This is a genomic window from Cryptosporangium japonicum (genome assembly GCF_039524755.1).
GTDB lineage: Bacteria > Actinomycetota > Actinomycetes > Mycobacteriales > Cryptosporangiaceae > Cryptosporangium > Cryptosporangium japonicum.
Map to the genome: position 1 here is coordinate 345,940 of NZ_BAAAGX010000007.1, position 13,167 is coordinate 359,106.

At 71.9% G+C, this 13,167-nt stretch carries 12 protein-coding genes; 1 reads left to right on the forward strand and 11 read right to left on the reverse strand.

Annotated elements, in window-relative coordinates; translation table 11 throughout:
* Positions 1-8: 8 nt before the first annotated feature.
* Positions 9-1,208 (reverse strand): sarcosine oxidase subunit beta family protein, encoded by a 1,200-nt coding sequence (locus ABD437_RS10075; protein WP_344648499.1) that lies wholly within the window; start codon positions 1,206-1,208, stop codon positions 9-11.
* A complete protein-coding gene (glyA, locus tag ABD437_RS10080) occupies positions 1,208-2,470 on the reverse strand; it encodes a serine hydroxymethyltransferase (protein WP_344648500.1) in 1,263 nt (420 codons plus the stop codon). The genes ABD437_RS10075 and glyA overlap by 1 nt, the downstream gene beginning before the upstream one ends.
* A 95-nt stretch (positions 2,471-2,565) precedes the next feature.
* On the opposite strand from glyA, the gene ABD437_RS10085 reads away from it, so the two are divergent.
* Complete coding sequence (locus ABD437_RS10085; RefSeq protein WP_344648501.1) at positions 2,566-4,833, forward strand: Hsp70 family protein; 2,268 nt, start codon at positions 2,566-2,568, stop codon at positions 4,831-4,833.
* A gap of 15 nt (positions 4,834-4,848) precedes the next feature.
* Here the strand turns inward: ABD437_RS10085 and ABD437_RS10090 are convergent, their stop codons facing one another.
* From ABD437_RS10090 to katG, 9 genes are all read right to left on the reverse strand, one after another.
* Entirely contained in the window at positions 4,849-5,976 is a 1,128-nt protein-coding gene (locus ABD437_RS10090) for a sodium:calcium antiporter (protein ID WP_344648502.1), read from the reverse strand.
* A 14-nt stretch (positions 5,977-5,990) separates the two neighbouring features.
* Positions 5,991-7,049 (reverse strand): pyrroloquinoline quinone biosynthesis protein PqqE, encoded by a 1,059-nt coding sequence (gene pqqE / locus ABD437_RS10095; protein ID WP_344648503.1) that lies wholly within the window; start codon positions 7,047-7,049, stop codon positions 5,991-5,993.
* Positions 7,042-7,302 (reverse strand): pyrroloquinoline quinone biosynthesis peptide chaperone PqqD, encoded by a 261-nt coding sequence (pqqD, locus tag ABD437_RS10100; RefSeq protein ID WP_344648504.1) that lies wholly within the window; start codon positions 7,300-7,302, stop codon positions 7,042-7,044. The genes pqqE and pqqD overlap by 8 nt, the downstream gene beginning before the upstream one ends.
* Positions 7,299-7,985 carry a pyrroloquinoline-quinone synthase PqqC gene (gene pqqC, locus ABD437_RS10105; RefSeq protein ID WP_344648505.1) on the reverse strand — a complete coding sequence of 229 codons (687 nt, stop codon included), beginning with the start codon at positions 7,983-7,985 and terminating at the stop codon, positions 7,299-7,301. Before pqqC ends, pqqD begins: the two co-directional genes overlap by 4 nt.
* Positions 7,982-8,791: a pyrroloquinoline quinone biosynthesis protein PqqB gene (pqqB, locus tag ABD437_RS10110; protein WP_344648506.1), complete on the reverse strand. Its 810-nt coding sequence runs from the start codon at positions 8,789-8,791 to the stop codon at positions 7,982-7,984. The genes pqqC and pqqB overlap by 4 nt, the downstream gene beginning before the upstream one ends.
* A gap of 1 nt (position 8,792) precedes the next feature.
* Positions 8,793-8,876, reverse strand: coding sequence for a pyrroloquinoline quinone precursor peptide PqqA (gene pqqA / locus ABD437_RS10115; protein WP_063725736.1), 84 nt, complete (start codon positions 8,874-8,876; stop codon positions 8,793-8,795).
* Positions 8,877-8,893: 17 nt separating this feature from the next.
* Entirely contained in the window at positions 8,894-10,591 is a 1,698-nt protein-coding gene (locus ABD437_RS10120; protein ID WP_344648507.1) for a PQQ-dependent dehydrogenase, methanol/ethanol family, read from the reverse strand.
* Positions 10,592-10,604: 13 nt separating this feature from the next.
* Positions 10,605-11,066 (reverse strand): MSMEG_3727 family PQQ-associated protein, encoded by a 462-nt coding sequence (locus tag ABD437_RS10125; RefSeq protein WP_344648508.1) that lies wholly within the window; start codon positions 11,064-11,066, stop codon positions 10,605-10,607.
* A gap of 112 nt (positions 11,067-11,178) precedes the next feature.
* Complete coding sequence (gene katG / locus ABD437_RS10130; protein WP_344648563.1) at positions 11,179-13,158, reverse strand: catalase/peroxidase HPI; 1,980 nt, start codon at positions 13,156-13,158, stop codon at positions 11,179-11,181.
* Positions 13,159-13,167: the final 9 nt, after the last annotated feature.

Here is a 13,167-nt window from a genome sequence, read left to right on the forward strand (position 1 = left end):
CCAGCGGATCAGTGGGCCACGGCGGCGGCGCCGTGCTCGTCGACGAGCGCACCGGTGACGAAACGGTCCAGCGCGAACGGCGCCACGTACGGGTGCGGCTCGCCGTTCGCGACGGTGTCGGCCAGGCACCAGCCGATGCCCGGCGTGGCCTTGAAGCCACCGGTGCCCCAGCCGCAGTTGAGGTACAGGTTCTCGTACGGGGTGCGGCCGACGATCGGCGACGCGTCCGGGCTGACGTCGACGATGCCGGCCCAGCTCCGCAGCAGGTGCGCGCGGGCGAAGACCGGGAACAGCTCCACCGCGGCGGCCATCTGGCGCTCGATGATGTGGAACGCGCCGCGCTGGCCGTAGCCGTTGTACGAGTCGACGCCGGCCCCCATGACCAGCTCACCCTTGTGCGCCTGGGACACGTACACGTGCACCGCGTTGGACATGACGATCGTCGGGTGCACGGGTTCGAGCAGTTCGGAGACCAGGGCCTGGAGCGGGTGGCTCTGCACCGGGATGCGGAACCCGAGCAGGTCGGTGAGCGTGGAGGTGTGCCCGGCGGCGCAGAGGAGGACCCGGCCGGCGGCGATGTCGCCTCTCGACGTCCTGACCGTGGTCACCCGGCCGCTGTCGGTGGCGAAGCCCCGCACCTCGCAGTCCTGGATGAGGTCCACGCCCGCCTCGTCGGCGCGCCGGGCGAACCCCCAGGCCACGTAGTCGTGCTTGGCGATGCCCGCGCGCGGCTGGTAGGTGGCGCCGAGCACCGGGTAGCGGATGTCGGCCGACGTGTTCACGATCGGGCAGATCTTGCGCACCTCGTCGGGGTCGAGCCACTCGGCGTCGATCCCGTTGAGCTTGTTGGCCTCCACCCGGCGGACGCTGTCGCGCACGTCCTGCAGCGTGTGGGCCAGGTTCAGTACCCCGCGCTGGCTGAGCAGGATCGGGTAGCCGAGGTCCTCCTCGAGCCCTTCCCAGAGCTTGAGCGCGTGCTCGTAGATCGCCGAGCTCTCGTCCCACAGGTAGTTCGACCGGATGATCGTGGTGTTGCGGGCCATGTTGCCGCCGGCCAGCCAGCCCTTCTCCAGCACCGCCACGTTCGTGATGCCGTGGTTGCGCGCCAGGTAGTGCGCGGTGGCCAGGCCGTGCCCGCCGCCGCCGACGATCACCACGTCGTAGGAGCGCTTCGGCTCGGGATTACGCCAGAGAAAGCGCGGGTGCATCAGACCCCTTCCGGGTAGAGCGGGTGGCGCTCGGCCAGTGCGGTGACCCGGGCCCGGAGCTTCTCGACGTCGGGCGAGGGCTGCAGCGCGGCCGCGATCACGTCGGCCACCTCGGTGAAGTCGTCGGCGTCGAACCCGCGGGTCGCGAGCGCCGGGGTACCGATCCGGACGCCGGAGCTGACCATTGGCGGACGCGGGTCGAACGGCACCGCGTTGCGGTTCACCGTGATGCCGATGTCGTGCAGGCGGTCCTCGGCCTGTTTGCCGTCGAGCGGCGAGTTCCGCAGGTCGACCAGGACCAGGTGCACGTCGGTGCCGCCGCTGACCACGCCGATGCCGGCCTCGCGGCAGTCGTCGGCGAGCAGCCGGTCGGCGAGCAGACGCGCCCCGGCGAGCGTCCGCGCCTGCCGTTCGGCGAACGCGGGCTCGCCCGCGAGTGTGAACGACACCGCCTTCGCGGCGATCACGTGCTCCAGCGGGCCGCCCTGCTGCCCGGGGAACACCGCCGAGTTGACCTTCTTGGCCAGGTCGGCGGTGGCCAGGATGAAGCCGCCCCGGGGGCCGCCGAGCGTCTTGTGCGTGGTGGACGTGACGACGTGCGCGTGCGGCACCGGCGACGGGTGCAGCCCGGCCGCGACCAGGCCCGCGAAGTGCGCCATGTCGACCATCAGGTACGCGCCGACCTCGTCGGCGATCCGCCGGAACTCGGCGAAGTCCAGGTGGCGCGGGTAGGCCGACCACCCGGCGACGATCAGCCGCGGACGCCGCTCGTGCGCCAGGCGCTCCACTTCGGCCATGTCGACGCGGTGGGTCTCCCGGTCGACGTGGTAGGCGGCGACGTCGTAGAGCTTGCCGGAGAAGTTCAGCTTCATGCCGTGGGTGAGGTGCCCGCCGTGGGCGAGGTCCAGGCCCAGGATCGTGTCGCCGGGCTGCAGCAGGGCCGCCATCGCCGCCGCGTTGGCCTGGGCGCCGGAGTGCGGCTGCACGTTGGCGAACTCCGCGCCGAACAGGGCGGTGATCCGGTCGATCGCGAGCTGCTCGATGACGTCGACGTTCTCGCAGCCGCCGTAGTAGCGACGACCCGGGTAGCCCTCGGCGTACTTGTTGGTGAGGACCGAACCCTGCGCCCGCATCACCGCCACCGGCGCGAAGTTCTCGCTGGCGATCATCTCCAGCGTCGTCTGCTGGCGGCGGAGTTCCGCGTCGATCGCGGCGGCGACGTCGGGGTCGATCTCGGCGAGCGGTCGATGCAGATCAGTCATCGATATCTCCCGTTGAACTGATATATCAATTGCTTACAAGTTATGCTGTCGGCCGGACCGCGTCAAGGAGTCGGCCGTGACGGTAGGTTTCCGCCGTGACCGCGCTCGCCGTCGACTATGGAACGTCGAACACCGTCGCGATGCTCGCGTGGCCGGACGGCCGGATCCGTCCGCTGCTGTTCGACGGATCGCCGCTGCTGCCGTCCGGGGTCTGCCTGGAGCACGACGGGCACCTGCTCGCCGGGCGGGCCGCGCAGCGCGCCGGGCGGGTGTCGCCGCAGTCGTACGAACCCAACCCGAAACGCCGCATCGACGACGTCGAGCTGCTGCTCGGCGACCGGGACGTGCCGGTCGTGACCGCGATCGCGGCCACCCTCGACCGGGTGTGGCAGGAGGTGCGCCGCACGCTCCCGGCGCCCCCGGAACAGATCGTGGTGACGTGCCCGGTGGCGTGGGGTCCGGCCCGCCGCGCCGTGTTGCAGGACGCCGCCGGCCGGGCCGGGTTACCGGACGTCCACCTGCTGGCCGAGCCGGTCGCGGCGGCCACGTACTACGCGACCGAGTTCGACGGGCGGCTGCCCGCGGACGGCTGCCTGGTGGTGTACGACCTGGGCGCGGGCACGTTCGACGTGACGGTGGTGCGGCCGACGTCCGAGCCGCTGGCCTACCGGGGCCTGGACACGTTCGGCAGCCTGGACCTCGACGCGCTCGTCGTGTCGATCGCGTCCGACGTGATCGGAGCCGCCTTCGCGCCGCTGCGGGCGCCGCGGACGCTGGCCGAGCAGCGGGCGTTCCGGGCGCTGTGGAGCGACGCGTCGGAGGCGAAGGAGGCGCTGTCGTCGCGCTCGTCGGCCACGCTCGTGGTGCCGATCGTGGACCGGGACGTGGTGATCAGCCGGGAACAGTTCGAGGAGCTGGCGCGCCCGCGGCTGGCCGACACGATCGACGTGACGCTGCAGTGCGTGCGTGAGGCGCGGGTGCCGCGGGAACAGGTGAGCGGGCTGTTCCTGGTGGGCGGCGGTTCGCGGACCCCGCTGATCGGGACGTTGCTCCACCGTGCGACGGGGGTGGCGCCGACGGTGCTGGACCAGCCCGAGCTGGTGGTGGCCGAGGGTGCTCTGCGTTGGGTGCTCAGGCGGCCGGAGCCCCGCCCGCTTCCGGTGGCTCCCCCGCCGCTCGATTTCGGCCCGGCCCCGGAGCCGATCCGGTATCCCGCCGAACCGGGCCCAGCGCCCGCTCCGCCGCCTGCGCCCTCCGTGCCGAGTGATCCCGGCGGCCCGGTGCCGGCGTCCGGCCCGGCAGGCGATCCCGGCCCGCGGATCCCGTCGGCGGGCCCGGCGGGCGGAGCCGGTCCGTCGGTGCCGCCGGCCGACTCGGTCAGCGGTCCCCACGTACGGATTCCGTCGTCCCGGCCGGTGGGCGAACCCGGCGCACCGACGCCGGTGCCCGGCGATCCCGGCGCACCGACGCCGGTGCCCGGCGAGGTGGGTGATCCCGGCGCACCGATGCCGGTGCCCGGCGAGGTGGGTGATCCCGGCGCGGGGATGCCGTCGGGCCCCGGAGCGCCGGGGGCGGTGGGGGTTCCGTATCCGGAGGGACCGGGGTCCGGGCACGCCGGGCCGTTCCTGCCCTCGGCCCTGCCGCCGGAGATCTTCGGGGCGGGCGCGGCCGGGCTGGTGATCCCGGCGTTGATCCTCGCGCCGCTGGGGTTCGTGCTGTTCGTGGTGTCGGTGCCGGTGATACTCCAGACCCTGTCCTACGGCGCGCGGTACACGCCGCTGACCTGGCTCGCCCTGCTCGCCGGCAGCGTGCCGAGCCTCCTGCTGATCACCGCCGCCGCCTACCGCCTCGGCCGCCTCCGCCGCGCCGCCCGCCTGCGCGTCGACGACCTCGGCATCACCGTGCTCGCCGGCAACGTCGGAGCCGAACGCCGGCTGCGCGGCCTGGGCTGGATCGTCCCGTCGCCGCTGCTGCTGCTCGCCGCGCTCGTCTTCCGGTACGCCTGGCCCGGACGCGCCGACTCGGTCAGTGCCCTGGCCACCGCGCTCGGCGTCCTGGGCCTGGTGACCGGCGCGATCATCGGTGCCCGCAGCATCCTCCCGCCCGGCCACCAGGAGGTACTGGCCTGGCGCGGGATCCGCACCGCCACCCTCACCCGCCGAGGCCCGCTCCGGCGCCGCACCCTGACCGTCCTCCCGACCGGCCCGGTCACCCTGCCCGCTCCGGCGGACCGGCCCGGCCCGGCCGTCCCGCCCGCGCGACCCCGCCATCTGGACGCCCGCGGCCTCCCGGCGAAACGCCTCGCCGCCGCTCTGGAACGCCACGGCGGCCACCGCCGTTCGGAACCCGCCACCACCGCTTGACGGGCTTGGCCGGGGTCAGTCGGTGTCGATCGGGACCTCGCCGAGCAGGGACCAGCTGACGGCCCAGTACAGGACGTAGAGCGCCAGCAGCACGACGCCGTGCCGGCGGCGTAGGTGGCCGGTGGAGATGAAGTACGCCGACAGGGCCGTCATCACGACCAGGGCCGGGAGGTGCCAGGCGAGCACGTCCGACCCGACGAGGATGGCGCCGCCGGTGAGCAGGATGACGCCGAGTTTCGCGGTCACTCCGAACACGACGCTGCCGATGACGTTGCCGATGCCGATCTCCGCCGCACCCCGCCGGTTGGGTTCGACGGTCAGGAAGATGTCCTCGAGCGACAGCACCAGGGTCGCGATCGTCGCGCCGAACAGGGTGCCGCCGATCGCGTGGTCGTCGAGGATGCCGTCGATTCCCGCGCTGGTGATGGTCGCGGCGACGATCAGGCCGATCAGCGCCAGCACGGCCAGCGCGATCCCGCCCCACTTCGGCAGCGGCCGGTTCTTCGTGAACGGCATCGTCACCGGGAACGGCGGCCGATCCCCCGCCCGCCCCGCGGACACCCCACCGGCGCCCACCCCGCCGGGGCCCGCCCCGGACACACCCGTCCCGGAGGTCGGACCCGCCCCGGAGACACCCGCCGAGGACGCACCCCCGGAGACACCGCCGATCCGTTCCAGGATCTCGGCGTTGCGGAAGATCGGGGTGGAGCTCTGCAGTTCCCTCGTCGCGATGTACGCGATGAACGCCACGAACAACAGCACCAGGACGACGCCGTCCGCCGCGGTCAGCGGCGCCGACAGCACGAACGGCACCATCATCAGCGGCGACGCCGCGAACAGCGCCAGATAGCTGCGCGGAATGTTCACCCGCGTCGGACACACGATCGCGGCCAGCGCGAGCACGATCCCGGTCATCGAGATCGCGGTGCCGAACACGGTGCCCAGCGCCACGCCGCCGAGGTCCTCGGCGTTGAGGGCCACGCCCAGCGCCAGGTCGTCGAACTCGATGCCGGTGAAGATGATCGCGAGCAGGAACACCGAGATGCGCAGGCCGTGGGCGGCCCCCACGAGGTACACGACCAGCTTCTCGGCGCAGTAGACCAGCAACGCCGCTCCGACGACGAAGATCAGGATCGACGACATACCGCACCCCCGGGTCAGCGATGTGGGCGAGGAATCAGCGTGAGGTCCACCGCGGAGTTGGCCGCCGCCACGGCGTCGGTCACCACCGCGTGGTCCGGGGAGAGATGGCAGACCGGGTCGGTGCGGGCGGCGTCGCCGGTGAGCTGGAACGCCTGGCACCGGCACCCGCCGAAGTCCACCTCGCGCCGGTCGCAGCCGCGGCACGGATCGGGCATCCAGTCGGTACCGCGGTACGCGGTGAACACCGGTGACGCGGCCCAGATGTGGGCCAGCGAGTCGGTGCGCACGCTGGCCGTCGGCAACGGCAGCGACTGCGCCGCCGGGCACGGCAGCACGTCCCCGTTGGGCGTCACGGTCAGCTGCCGGGCGGCCCACCCGCCCATGCAGGGTTTGGGGTACTCGCTGTAGTAGTCCGGTACGACGTAGATCACCGCGAGCCGGTCGCGCGCCGACCGCACGACCTCCTCGGCCGCCGCCAGCTGGGCCCGGCTCGGCAGCAGCGCGTCCCGGTTGCGCCAGGCCCAGCCGTAGTACTGGGTGTTCGCGAGCTCGACCCGGTCGGCGCCGACGTCCGCGGCCAGGTCGAGTATCTCGGCGATCCGGTCGATGTTCTGCCGGTGCAGCACGACGTTGACGGTGAGCGGCCAGCCGAGCTCCTTCACCACGCGCATCGCGTCGACTTTGCGTCGGAAGGACGGGAGGCCGGCGATCGTGTCGGAGAGCGACGGCGCGTCGGCCTGGATGCTGATCTGCACGTGGTCCAGGCCGGCGTCGCGCAGCTGCCGGGCCTTGTCCCGGGTGAGACCTACCGCGCTGGTCACCAGGTTCGTGTAGAGGCCCAGGTCCCGGGCCGACGCGACCAGGGCGACCAGGTCACGCCGGAGCAGCGGTTCCCCGCCGGACAGGTGGCACTGGAGCACGCCGAGGTCGCGGGCCTCGGTGAACACGCGCTGCCACTCCGCGGTCGTGAGCTCGTCGGTGTACTCGGCCATGTTCAGCGGGTTGGAGCAGTAGGCGCAGGACAGCGGGCAGCGGTAGGTGAGCTCGGCGAGCAGCCCGAACGGGTCAGCCATCGATCATCACCACGTAGCGGCGGTCGAGCATGCCGTCGAGGAAGCGCTGCACCTCGGCGCCCGGGACCTCCCGGTAGGCCTCCCCCAGGTCGGCGACGATCTCGTCCACGGTGTGCCGCCCGTCGCAGCGTTCCAGGATCGCCGCGCCGGTGGTGTTGAGCACGACGACGGTCTCGGGCAGCAGGAGGATCGGCCGCTGGCGGGTGCGGTCGAAGCTCAATCGGCAGTGGCGGGCCAGCTGCGGGCGGCTCATTCCGGGTACGCCGTGTCGATGCAGTCGAGCTGGCTCCACAGCACGTCGCACTTGAACGACAGCGCGTCGATCGCGGCGGCCCGGGTCTCGGCCGACAGGCAGTGGGTGGTGACGATCTCGAGCGCGTGCTCGCAGTCGCGCGGCGCCTGGTGCAGCCGGTTGCGGAAGTACGCGAGGCCGCCGGCGTCGATCCACGGGTAGTGCCGTTCGAACGCGGCGAGCCGCTCGGCCATCAGGTCGGGGGCGAACAGCTCGGTGAGCGACGAGGCCACCGCCTCCACCCACGGGCGGGTGCGGGTGAAGTTGACGTACGCGTCGACCGCGAACCGCACCCCGGGCACCAGGTGCCGGTGGTCGAGGATCTCCGCGCGCGGCAGCCCGGCGGCCTCGCCGAGGCGCAGCCACGCCTCGATGCCGCCCTCGGTGCCGGCCGTGCCGTCGTGGTCGGTGATGCGCCGGATCCAGCGCCGGCGCACCTCGACGTCGGGGCAGTTGGAGAGGATCGCGGCGTCCTTGCGCGGGATGTTCTCCTGGTAGTAGAAGCGGTTCGCGATCCACCCGCGCAGCTGGCGGGGGCTCAGCTCACCCGCGTTCATCCGGACGTGGAACGGGTGCTGGTGGTGGTAGCGCGCGGAGTGGGCCCGCAGGGTGGCGACAAAATCGTTCTCGACGAGCGCGGTCATAGCTCCACCTCGAGGCCGTCCATGGCTACCTCCATGCCGTTCGCCTCGACGACACGCCGCTCGGGTGAGTCGTCGAGCAGGATCGGGTTGGTGTTGTTGACGTGCACGAAGATCGTGCGCGGCGCCGTGATCAGAGGAAGGCTGTCGACGATCGGGAGGTGCCCCATGTCCCGGGCGGTCCTGGTCGCGGACAGTTCGTCGTCGCGGAAGAACGAGCCGTCGAGCAGCAGGCAGTCGCAGGGGCCGATGTCGGGGAGGGCCTGCGCCCCGGGCAGGTAGACGAGCGTGCCGCCGGTGCGGCGATCGGTGATCCGGTAGCCCACCACCCGGCCGACGTCCACGCCGACGCCGAACCGGTCCTTCTTGGTCGTGGGGACGTCGAACGCCTCGCAGCTCAGCCCGTCGGTGAGCGTGAACGGCACGCCCGGCTCCACCGGCCGCCACTCGACCGTGCAGTACCGCTCCAGCAGCGGCAGCAGCCCGGAGCCGTCGCGCAGGGTCGTGACGATCGCGGGGGTGGCGTGCAGCACCAGGTTCCGCGCCTCACGCAGGATCAGCAGGCCGAGCGTGTGGTCCAGCTCGGCGTCGGTGAGCAGTACCGCGTCCACCGGCAGTCCGTCGATCTGACGGTGGACGTCGGGAGACGCGTTGAACAGGAACCACCGCTCGCGGTCCAGGGTCACCGCGAGCGACGACTGGGTGCGCGGGGGCCCGGCACCGGCACGCACGGCGGTGCAGACCGCGCAGTGGCAGTTCCACTGCGGTGATCCGCCGCCGGCCGCCGAGCCGAGCACCCGCGCGATCACGTCAGGGCTCCAGCGTGCCCATGTACATCGTCACCTCGGGGGCGACGGCGACCTCGACGAACTCCGGGGTCTCCCATTCAGCCATGATTGATTCCTCCTTTCCTACTCCTCGGGCAGGGCGAACACGATCAGGGCGGAGCCGTGGCCGGCGCCGAGCATGCCGGGCAGGAAGCCCTCGGCCCAGCCGCCCCAGCCGACCGGCACGGCCACGTACTGCCGCCCGTCGACCGCGTAGGTCACCGGGCTGCTGTGGTGGCCGCTGCCGCACTGGAACTGCCACAGCTGCTCACCGGTGCGGGCGTCGAGCGCGTTGAACTCCCCCGACGGTTCGCCCGCGAACACCACGTCACCGCCGGTGACCAGCGTCGACGCGCACATCGGCAGTTCGTTGCGCCAGCGCCACTTCTCCTCGCCGTCGGCGTCGAACGCGCTGACGTAGCCGACCGCCTCCTCGATGTCGACCTGAACGCCGGCGCCCCAGTACGGGATGCTCTCCTTGAACTCCCGGCGCCGGCGCGTGGCCGTGGCGCCGACGTCCTGCACCGGGACGTAGAACCAGCCGGTGCGCGGGCTGTAGGACGCGTGCGTCCACTCCTTGGCGCCGGCCGGGCCCGGGTAGAAGTGCACCGGGACGCCCTCTTCGTCGGGGTAGACCTTGGCCGCGACCTGGCCGTCGCGGGTGATCGCGCCCCAGGTGATGCGGTCGACGAACGGCGTGATCGAGACGCGTTCGCCGTTGGTGCGGTCGAGGACGAAGAAGTAGCCGTTCTTGTCGAAGTGGCCGAGCAGTTTGCGCCCGTCCCGCTCGAACAGGATGCACTCGGAGATGCTGTCGTAGTCCCACACGTCGTGCGGGGTGCACTGGTAGTGCCAGCGGATCTGCCCGGAGTCGACGTCGATCGCGACGATGCTGTCGGTGTAGAGGTTGTCGCCCTCGCGGACACCGCCGTCGAAGTCGGGGGCCGGGTTGCCGGTGCCCCAGTACATCAGGTTCGTGTCCGGGTCGAACGTGCCGACCAGCCACGGGTTCCCACCGCCACGAGCCCAGGCCTCACCGTCCGCGGGCCAGGTCTCGGCGCCGGGCTCACCGGGCTTGGGCACCATGTAGGAGCGCCAGCGGTGCTCGCCGGTCTCCAGGTCGAACGCGTCGAGGTGGCCACGCACCCCGAACTCACCGCCGGCGGAGCCGGTGATGACCATGTCCTTGATGACGATCGGCGCGCTGGTGGCGCTCTCGCCGGCCCGCACGTCGCCCTTGACCTTGTCCCAGACCTTCTTTCCGGTGGCGGCGTCGAGCGCGATCAGGTGCGCGTTCGCGGTGACGAAGAAGACCTTGCCCTTGGCCACCGCGACCCCGCGGTTGACGTTGCCGCAGCAGAGCGAGACGTCGAACGGGACCGCGTGCTTGTACCGCCAGATCTCGGTGCCGGTCTTGGCGTCCAGGGCCCAGACCCAGCCGTCCCAGCCGGAGAGGAACATGATCCCGTCGACGACCAGCGGGGTGGCCTCGAACGAGTACGTCGACGCGCCGGCGATGATGCCGCTCGTGCCGGCCTGGAACACCCAGGCGGGCGCGAGGCGCTTGACGTTCTCGGTGGTGATCTGGTCCAGCGGGCTGTAACGCTGCCCGTCGTGGGCGCCGTAGTAGGTGAGCCAGTTCTCCGGCTCCGAACGCGCGTCGAGGATGCGCTCGTAGGTCAGGTTCTCGGTCACCGGCGGGGCGACCTCGCCGCCGGCGACCTTGCCGCTGAGGCGTCCCTGGTCGACGGCCTCGCCCGCGTCCACGTATTCGATGGTCATGTCGTTGACCTCCTCAGGGCCGCGGCTGGTCGGGACGGTCGAGGCGGGCCTCCGGCGGCACGTCACCGAGGACGACGATCGTGCCGGTCAGGCCGCGGCCCTCGTCGTTGCCGGTCGGTGAGCTGAACCAGTAGTAGCCGGGGCCGTCGAGGTTGAGCCGGGCCAGGCCTTTGGAGTGGTTGACGAGCCAGATGAACTTGCGGTCGCCGTTGCTCGGCAGCAGCGCGCAGTGCGTGTTCAGGTCGTCGTTGATGAGCGTGAGCTCGAGGTCGCCCCCGTGGGGCAGGACCAGGATCGACGGATCCCAGCAGATCTCGTCGGGCTTGATCCGGATCGTCGCTTCCATCGTCCCGTCGGCCCGCTCGGTGGCCTGACCGATGTTGCCCGTGTTGAGCACCTTGCCGAGAGCGGCGCTGTTCTGTGCGTTGAGCCCGAGTTTGTCCAGTAGTAGGTCCCGGTCTTGCGCAGTCGTCATCGACCTCACCCGTTCTGGCGTCGAGTTCCGGTGGACGGGAAAACTACGCCGGCTGGAACGGGTCAAGAAGAGGGCGCCGTTCGTCCGCGTGGGGCCACCGTTCAGACCGGAATCAGTACCGACCGAGGTTCATCACCTTGTCCCACGCAACGACGAAGTCGCGGACGAACGCCTCGCCGGCGTCGTCGGACGCGTACGCCTCGGCGAACGCGCGCAGCTCGCCGTGCGAGCCGAAAACCAGGTCGACGCGGGTCGCCGTGTCGGGCGGCGCGTCGAGCAGATCGACGAAGAACGCGGTGCTGAGCACGCCGTACTCGAGCGTGCGCAGGCCGCCGACCAGCACGGTCATCTCGGTGGCGGTGAGGGTCAGCTGCCGGGCCCGGTCTACCAGCAGGTGTTCGGCCGGGCGGCGGGCGCGCGGGCCCAGGTAGTTCCGGAACCCGTCGGCGAGCGGCTCGAGCGCGGCGAACGAGGCCACGTCGGTCCACTCCGGGGTGGCGTCGGTGCGCCCGGGGGTGAACGGCACCGGGATGCCGGCGGCCTGTTCCACCGCGGCACAGCCGGCGAGCACGATGAGGTCGGCCATCGAGATCCCGTGCCGCAGCCCCTCGAGGGTACGCAGCACCCGGTCGAGCTGGTCCGGCTTGTTCACCGCCCAGCTCCGCTGCGGTTCGAGGCGCAGCCGGCCGCCGTTGGAGCCGCCGCGTTTGTCGCTGTCGCGGAACGTGGAGGCCGAGGCCCACGCGGTCTCCACGAGTTCGGCGATCGTGAGGCCGGAGCCGAGGACGCGTCGTTTCAGCGCGGCGACGTCGGGGGCGTCCAGGGTGGGGGCCGGCACCGGGTCCTGCCAGATCAGCGGCTCCGCCGGGACCAGCGGGCCCAGGTACCGTTCGCGCGGCCCCAGGTCGAGGTGGGTCAGCTTGAACCAGGCCCGGGCGAACGCGTCGGCCAGCTGGTCGGGGTTCTCCAGGAAGCGCTTCGCGATCGGGCCGTAGGCGCGGTCGTAGCGCAGCGCCAGGTCGGTGGTGAGGAACGTCGGCGGGTGCGACGTCGCCGGGTCGTGCGCGTCGGGCACCGTGCCCGCACCGGCACCGTCCTTCGGCACCCACTGCCACAGCCCGGCCGGGCTCAGCGCCACGTCCCACTCGTAGCCGAAGAGGTTCTCCAGGTAGCTGTTGTCCCACCGCGTCGGCGTCGGTGTCCAGGTTCCGTCCAGGCCGCTGGTGATCGTGTCGCCGGCCTTCCCGGTGCCGTAGCTGTTCTCCCAGCCCAGCCCCTGCTGCGCGAGGTCCGCCTCGGCCGGTTCCGGGCCGAGGTAGTACTCCGGGTTGGCCACGCCGTGGGTCTTGCCGAACGTGTGGCCGCCGGCGATGAGCGCGACGGTCTCCTCGTCGTCGAAGCCCATCCGGCGGAACGTCACCCGGATGTCGCGGGCCGACGCGACCGCGTCGGGCACGGTGTTCGGGCCCTCCGGGTTGACGTAGATCAGGCCCAGCTGGTCGGCGGCCAGGGGTTCGTCCAGCGTGCGGACGCCGGTGTGGCGCTCGTCGCCGAGCCAGGCGGCCTCCGGTCCCCAGTCGACGTCGTCGGGTTGGAACACGTCGGCCCGCCCACCGGCGTACCCGAACGTGCGGAAGCCCATCGTCTCGAGCGCGCGGTTGCCGGCGAACACCATCAGGTCGGGCCAGCTGATCCGGCGGCCGTACTTCTTCTTCACCGGCCAGAGCAGCCGCCGGGCCTTGTCGAGGTTGCGGTTGTCGGGCCAGCTGTCGACCGGCGCGAAGCGTTGCAGGCTCGCGGCGGCCCCGCCCCGCCCGTCGCCGACGCGGTAGGTACCGGCGCAGTGCCACACCATCCGCACGACGAGCGGCCCGTAGTGACCGAAGTCGGCCGGCCACCAGTCCTGCGACGTGGTGAGCACGGCGTCGACGTCACGGGCGAGCGCGTCGAGGTCGAGGTCGGCGAACGCGGCGGCGTAGTCGAAGTCCTCACCCAGCGGGTCGGGGCGTTTCTGCAGGGTCCGCAGGTCGAGGCGCTTCTCGCCCGCCGCCGCGGGCCGCGCGGCGAGCGAAGCGGAGTAGGGACGTTCCACCGAGGCGTA

Excerpts from the sequence above, each read along its gene's own strand:
- ABD437_RS10075 (WP_344648499.1), bottom strand. The coding sequence starts at position 1,208 with ATGCACCCGCGCTTTCTCTGGCGTAATCCCGAGCCGAAGCGCTCCTAC.
- glyA (WP_344648500.1), bottom strand. The coding sequence starts at position 2,470 with ATGACTGATCTGCATCGACCGCTCGCCGAGATCGACCCCGACGTCGCC.
- ABD437_RS10090 (WP_344648502.1), bottom strand. The coding sequence starts at position 5,976 with ATGTCGTCGATCCTGATCTTCGTCGTCGGAGCGGCGTTGCTGGTCTAC.
- pqqE (WP_344648503.1), bottom strand. The coding sequence starts at position 7,049 with ATGGCTGACCCGTTCGGGCTGCTCGCCGAGCTCACCTACCGCTGCCCG.
- pqqD (WP_344648504.1), bottom strand. The coding sequence starts at position 7,302 with ATGAGCCGCCCGCAGCTGGCCCGCCACTGCCGATTGAGCTTCGACCGC.
- pqqC (WP_344648505.1), bottom strand. The coding sequence starts at position 7,985 with ATGACCGCGCTCGTCGAGAACGATTTTGTCGCCACCCTGCGGGCCCAC.
- pqqA (WP_063725736.1), bottom strand. The coding sequence starts at position 8,876 with ATGGCTGAATGGGAGACCCCGGAGTTCGTCGAGGTCGCCGTCGCCCCC.
- ABD437_RS10120 (WP_344648507.1), bottom strand. The coding sequence starts at position 10,591 with ATGACCATCGAATACGTGGACGCGGGCGAGGCCGTCGACCAGGGACGC.
- ABD437_RS10125 (WP_344648508.1), bottom strand. The coding sequence starts at position 11,066 with ATGACGACTGCGCAAGACCGGGACCTACTACTGGACAAACTCGGGCTC.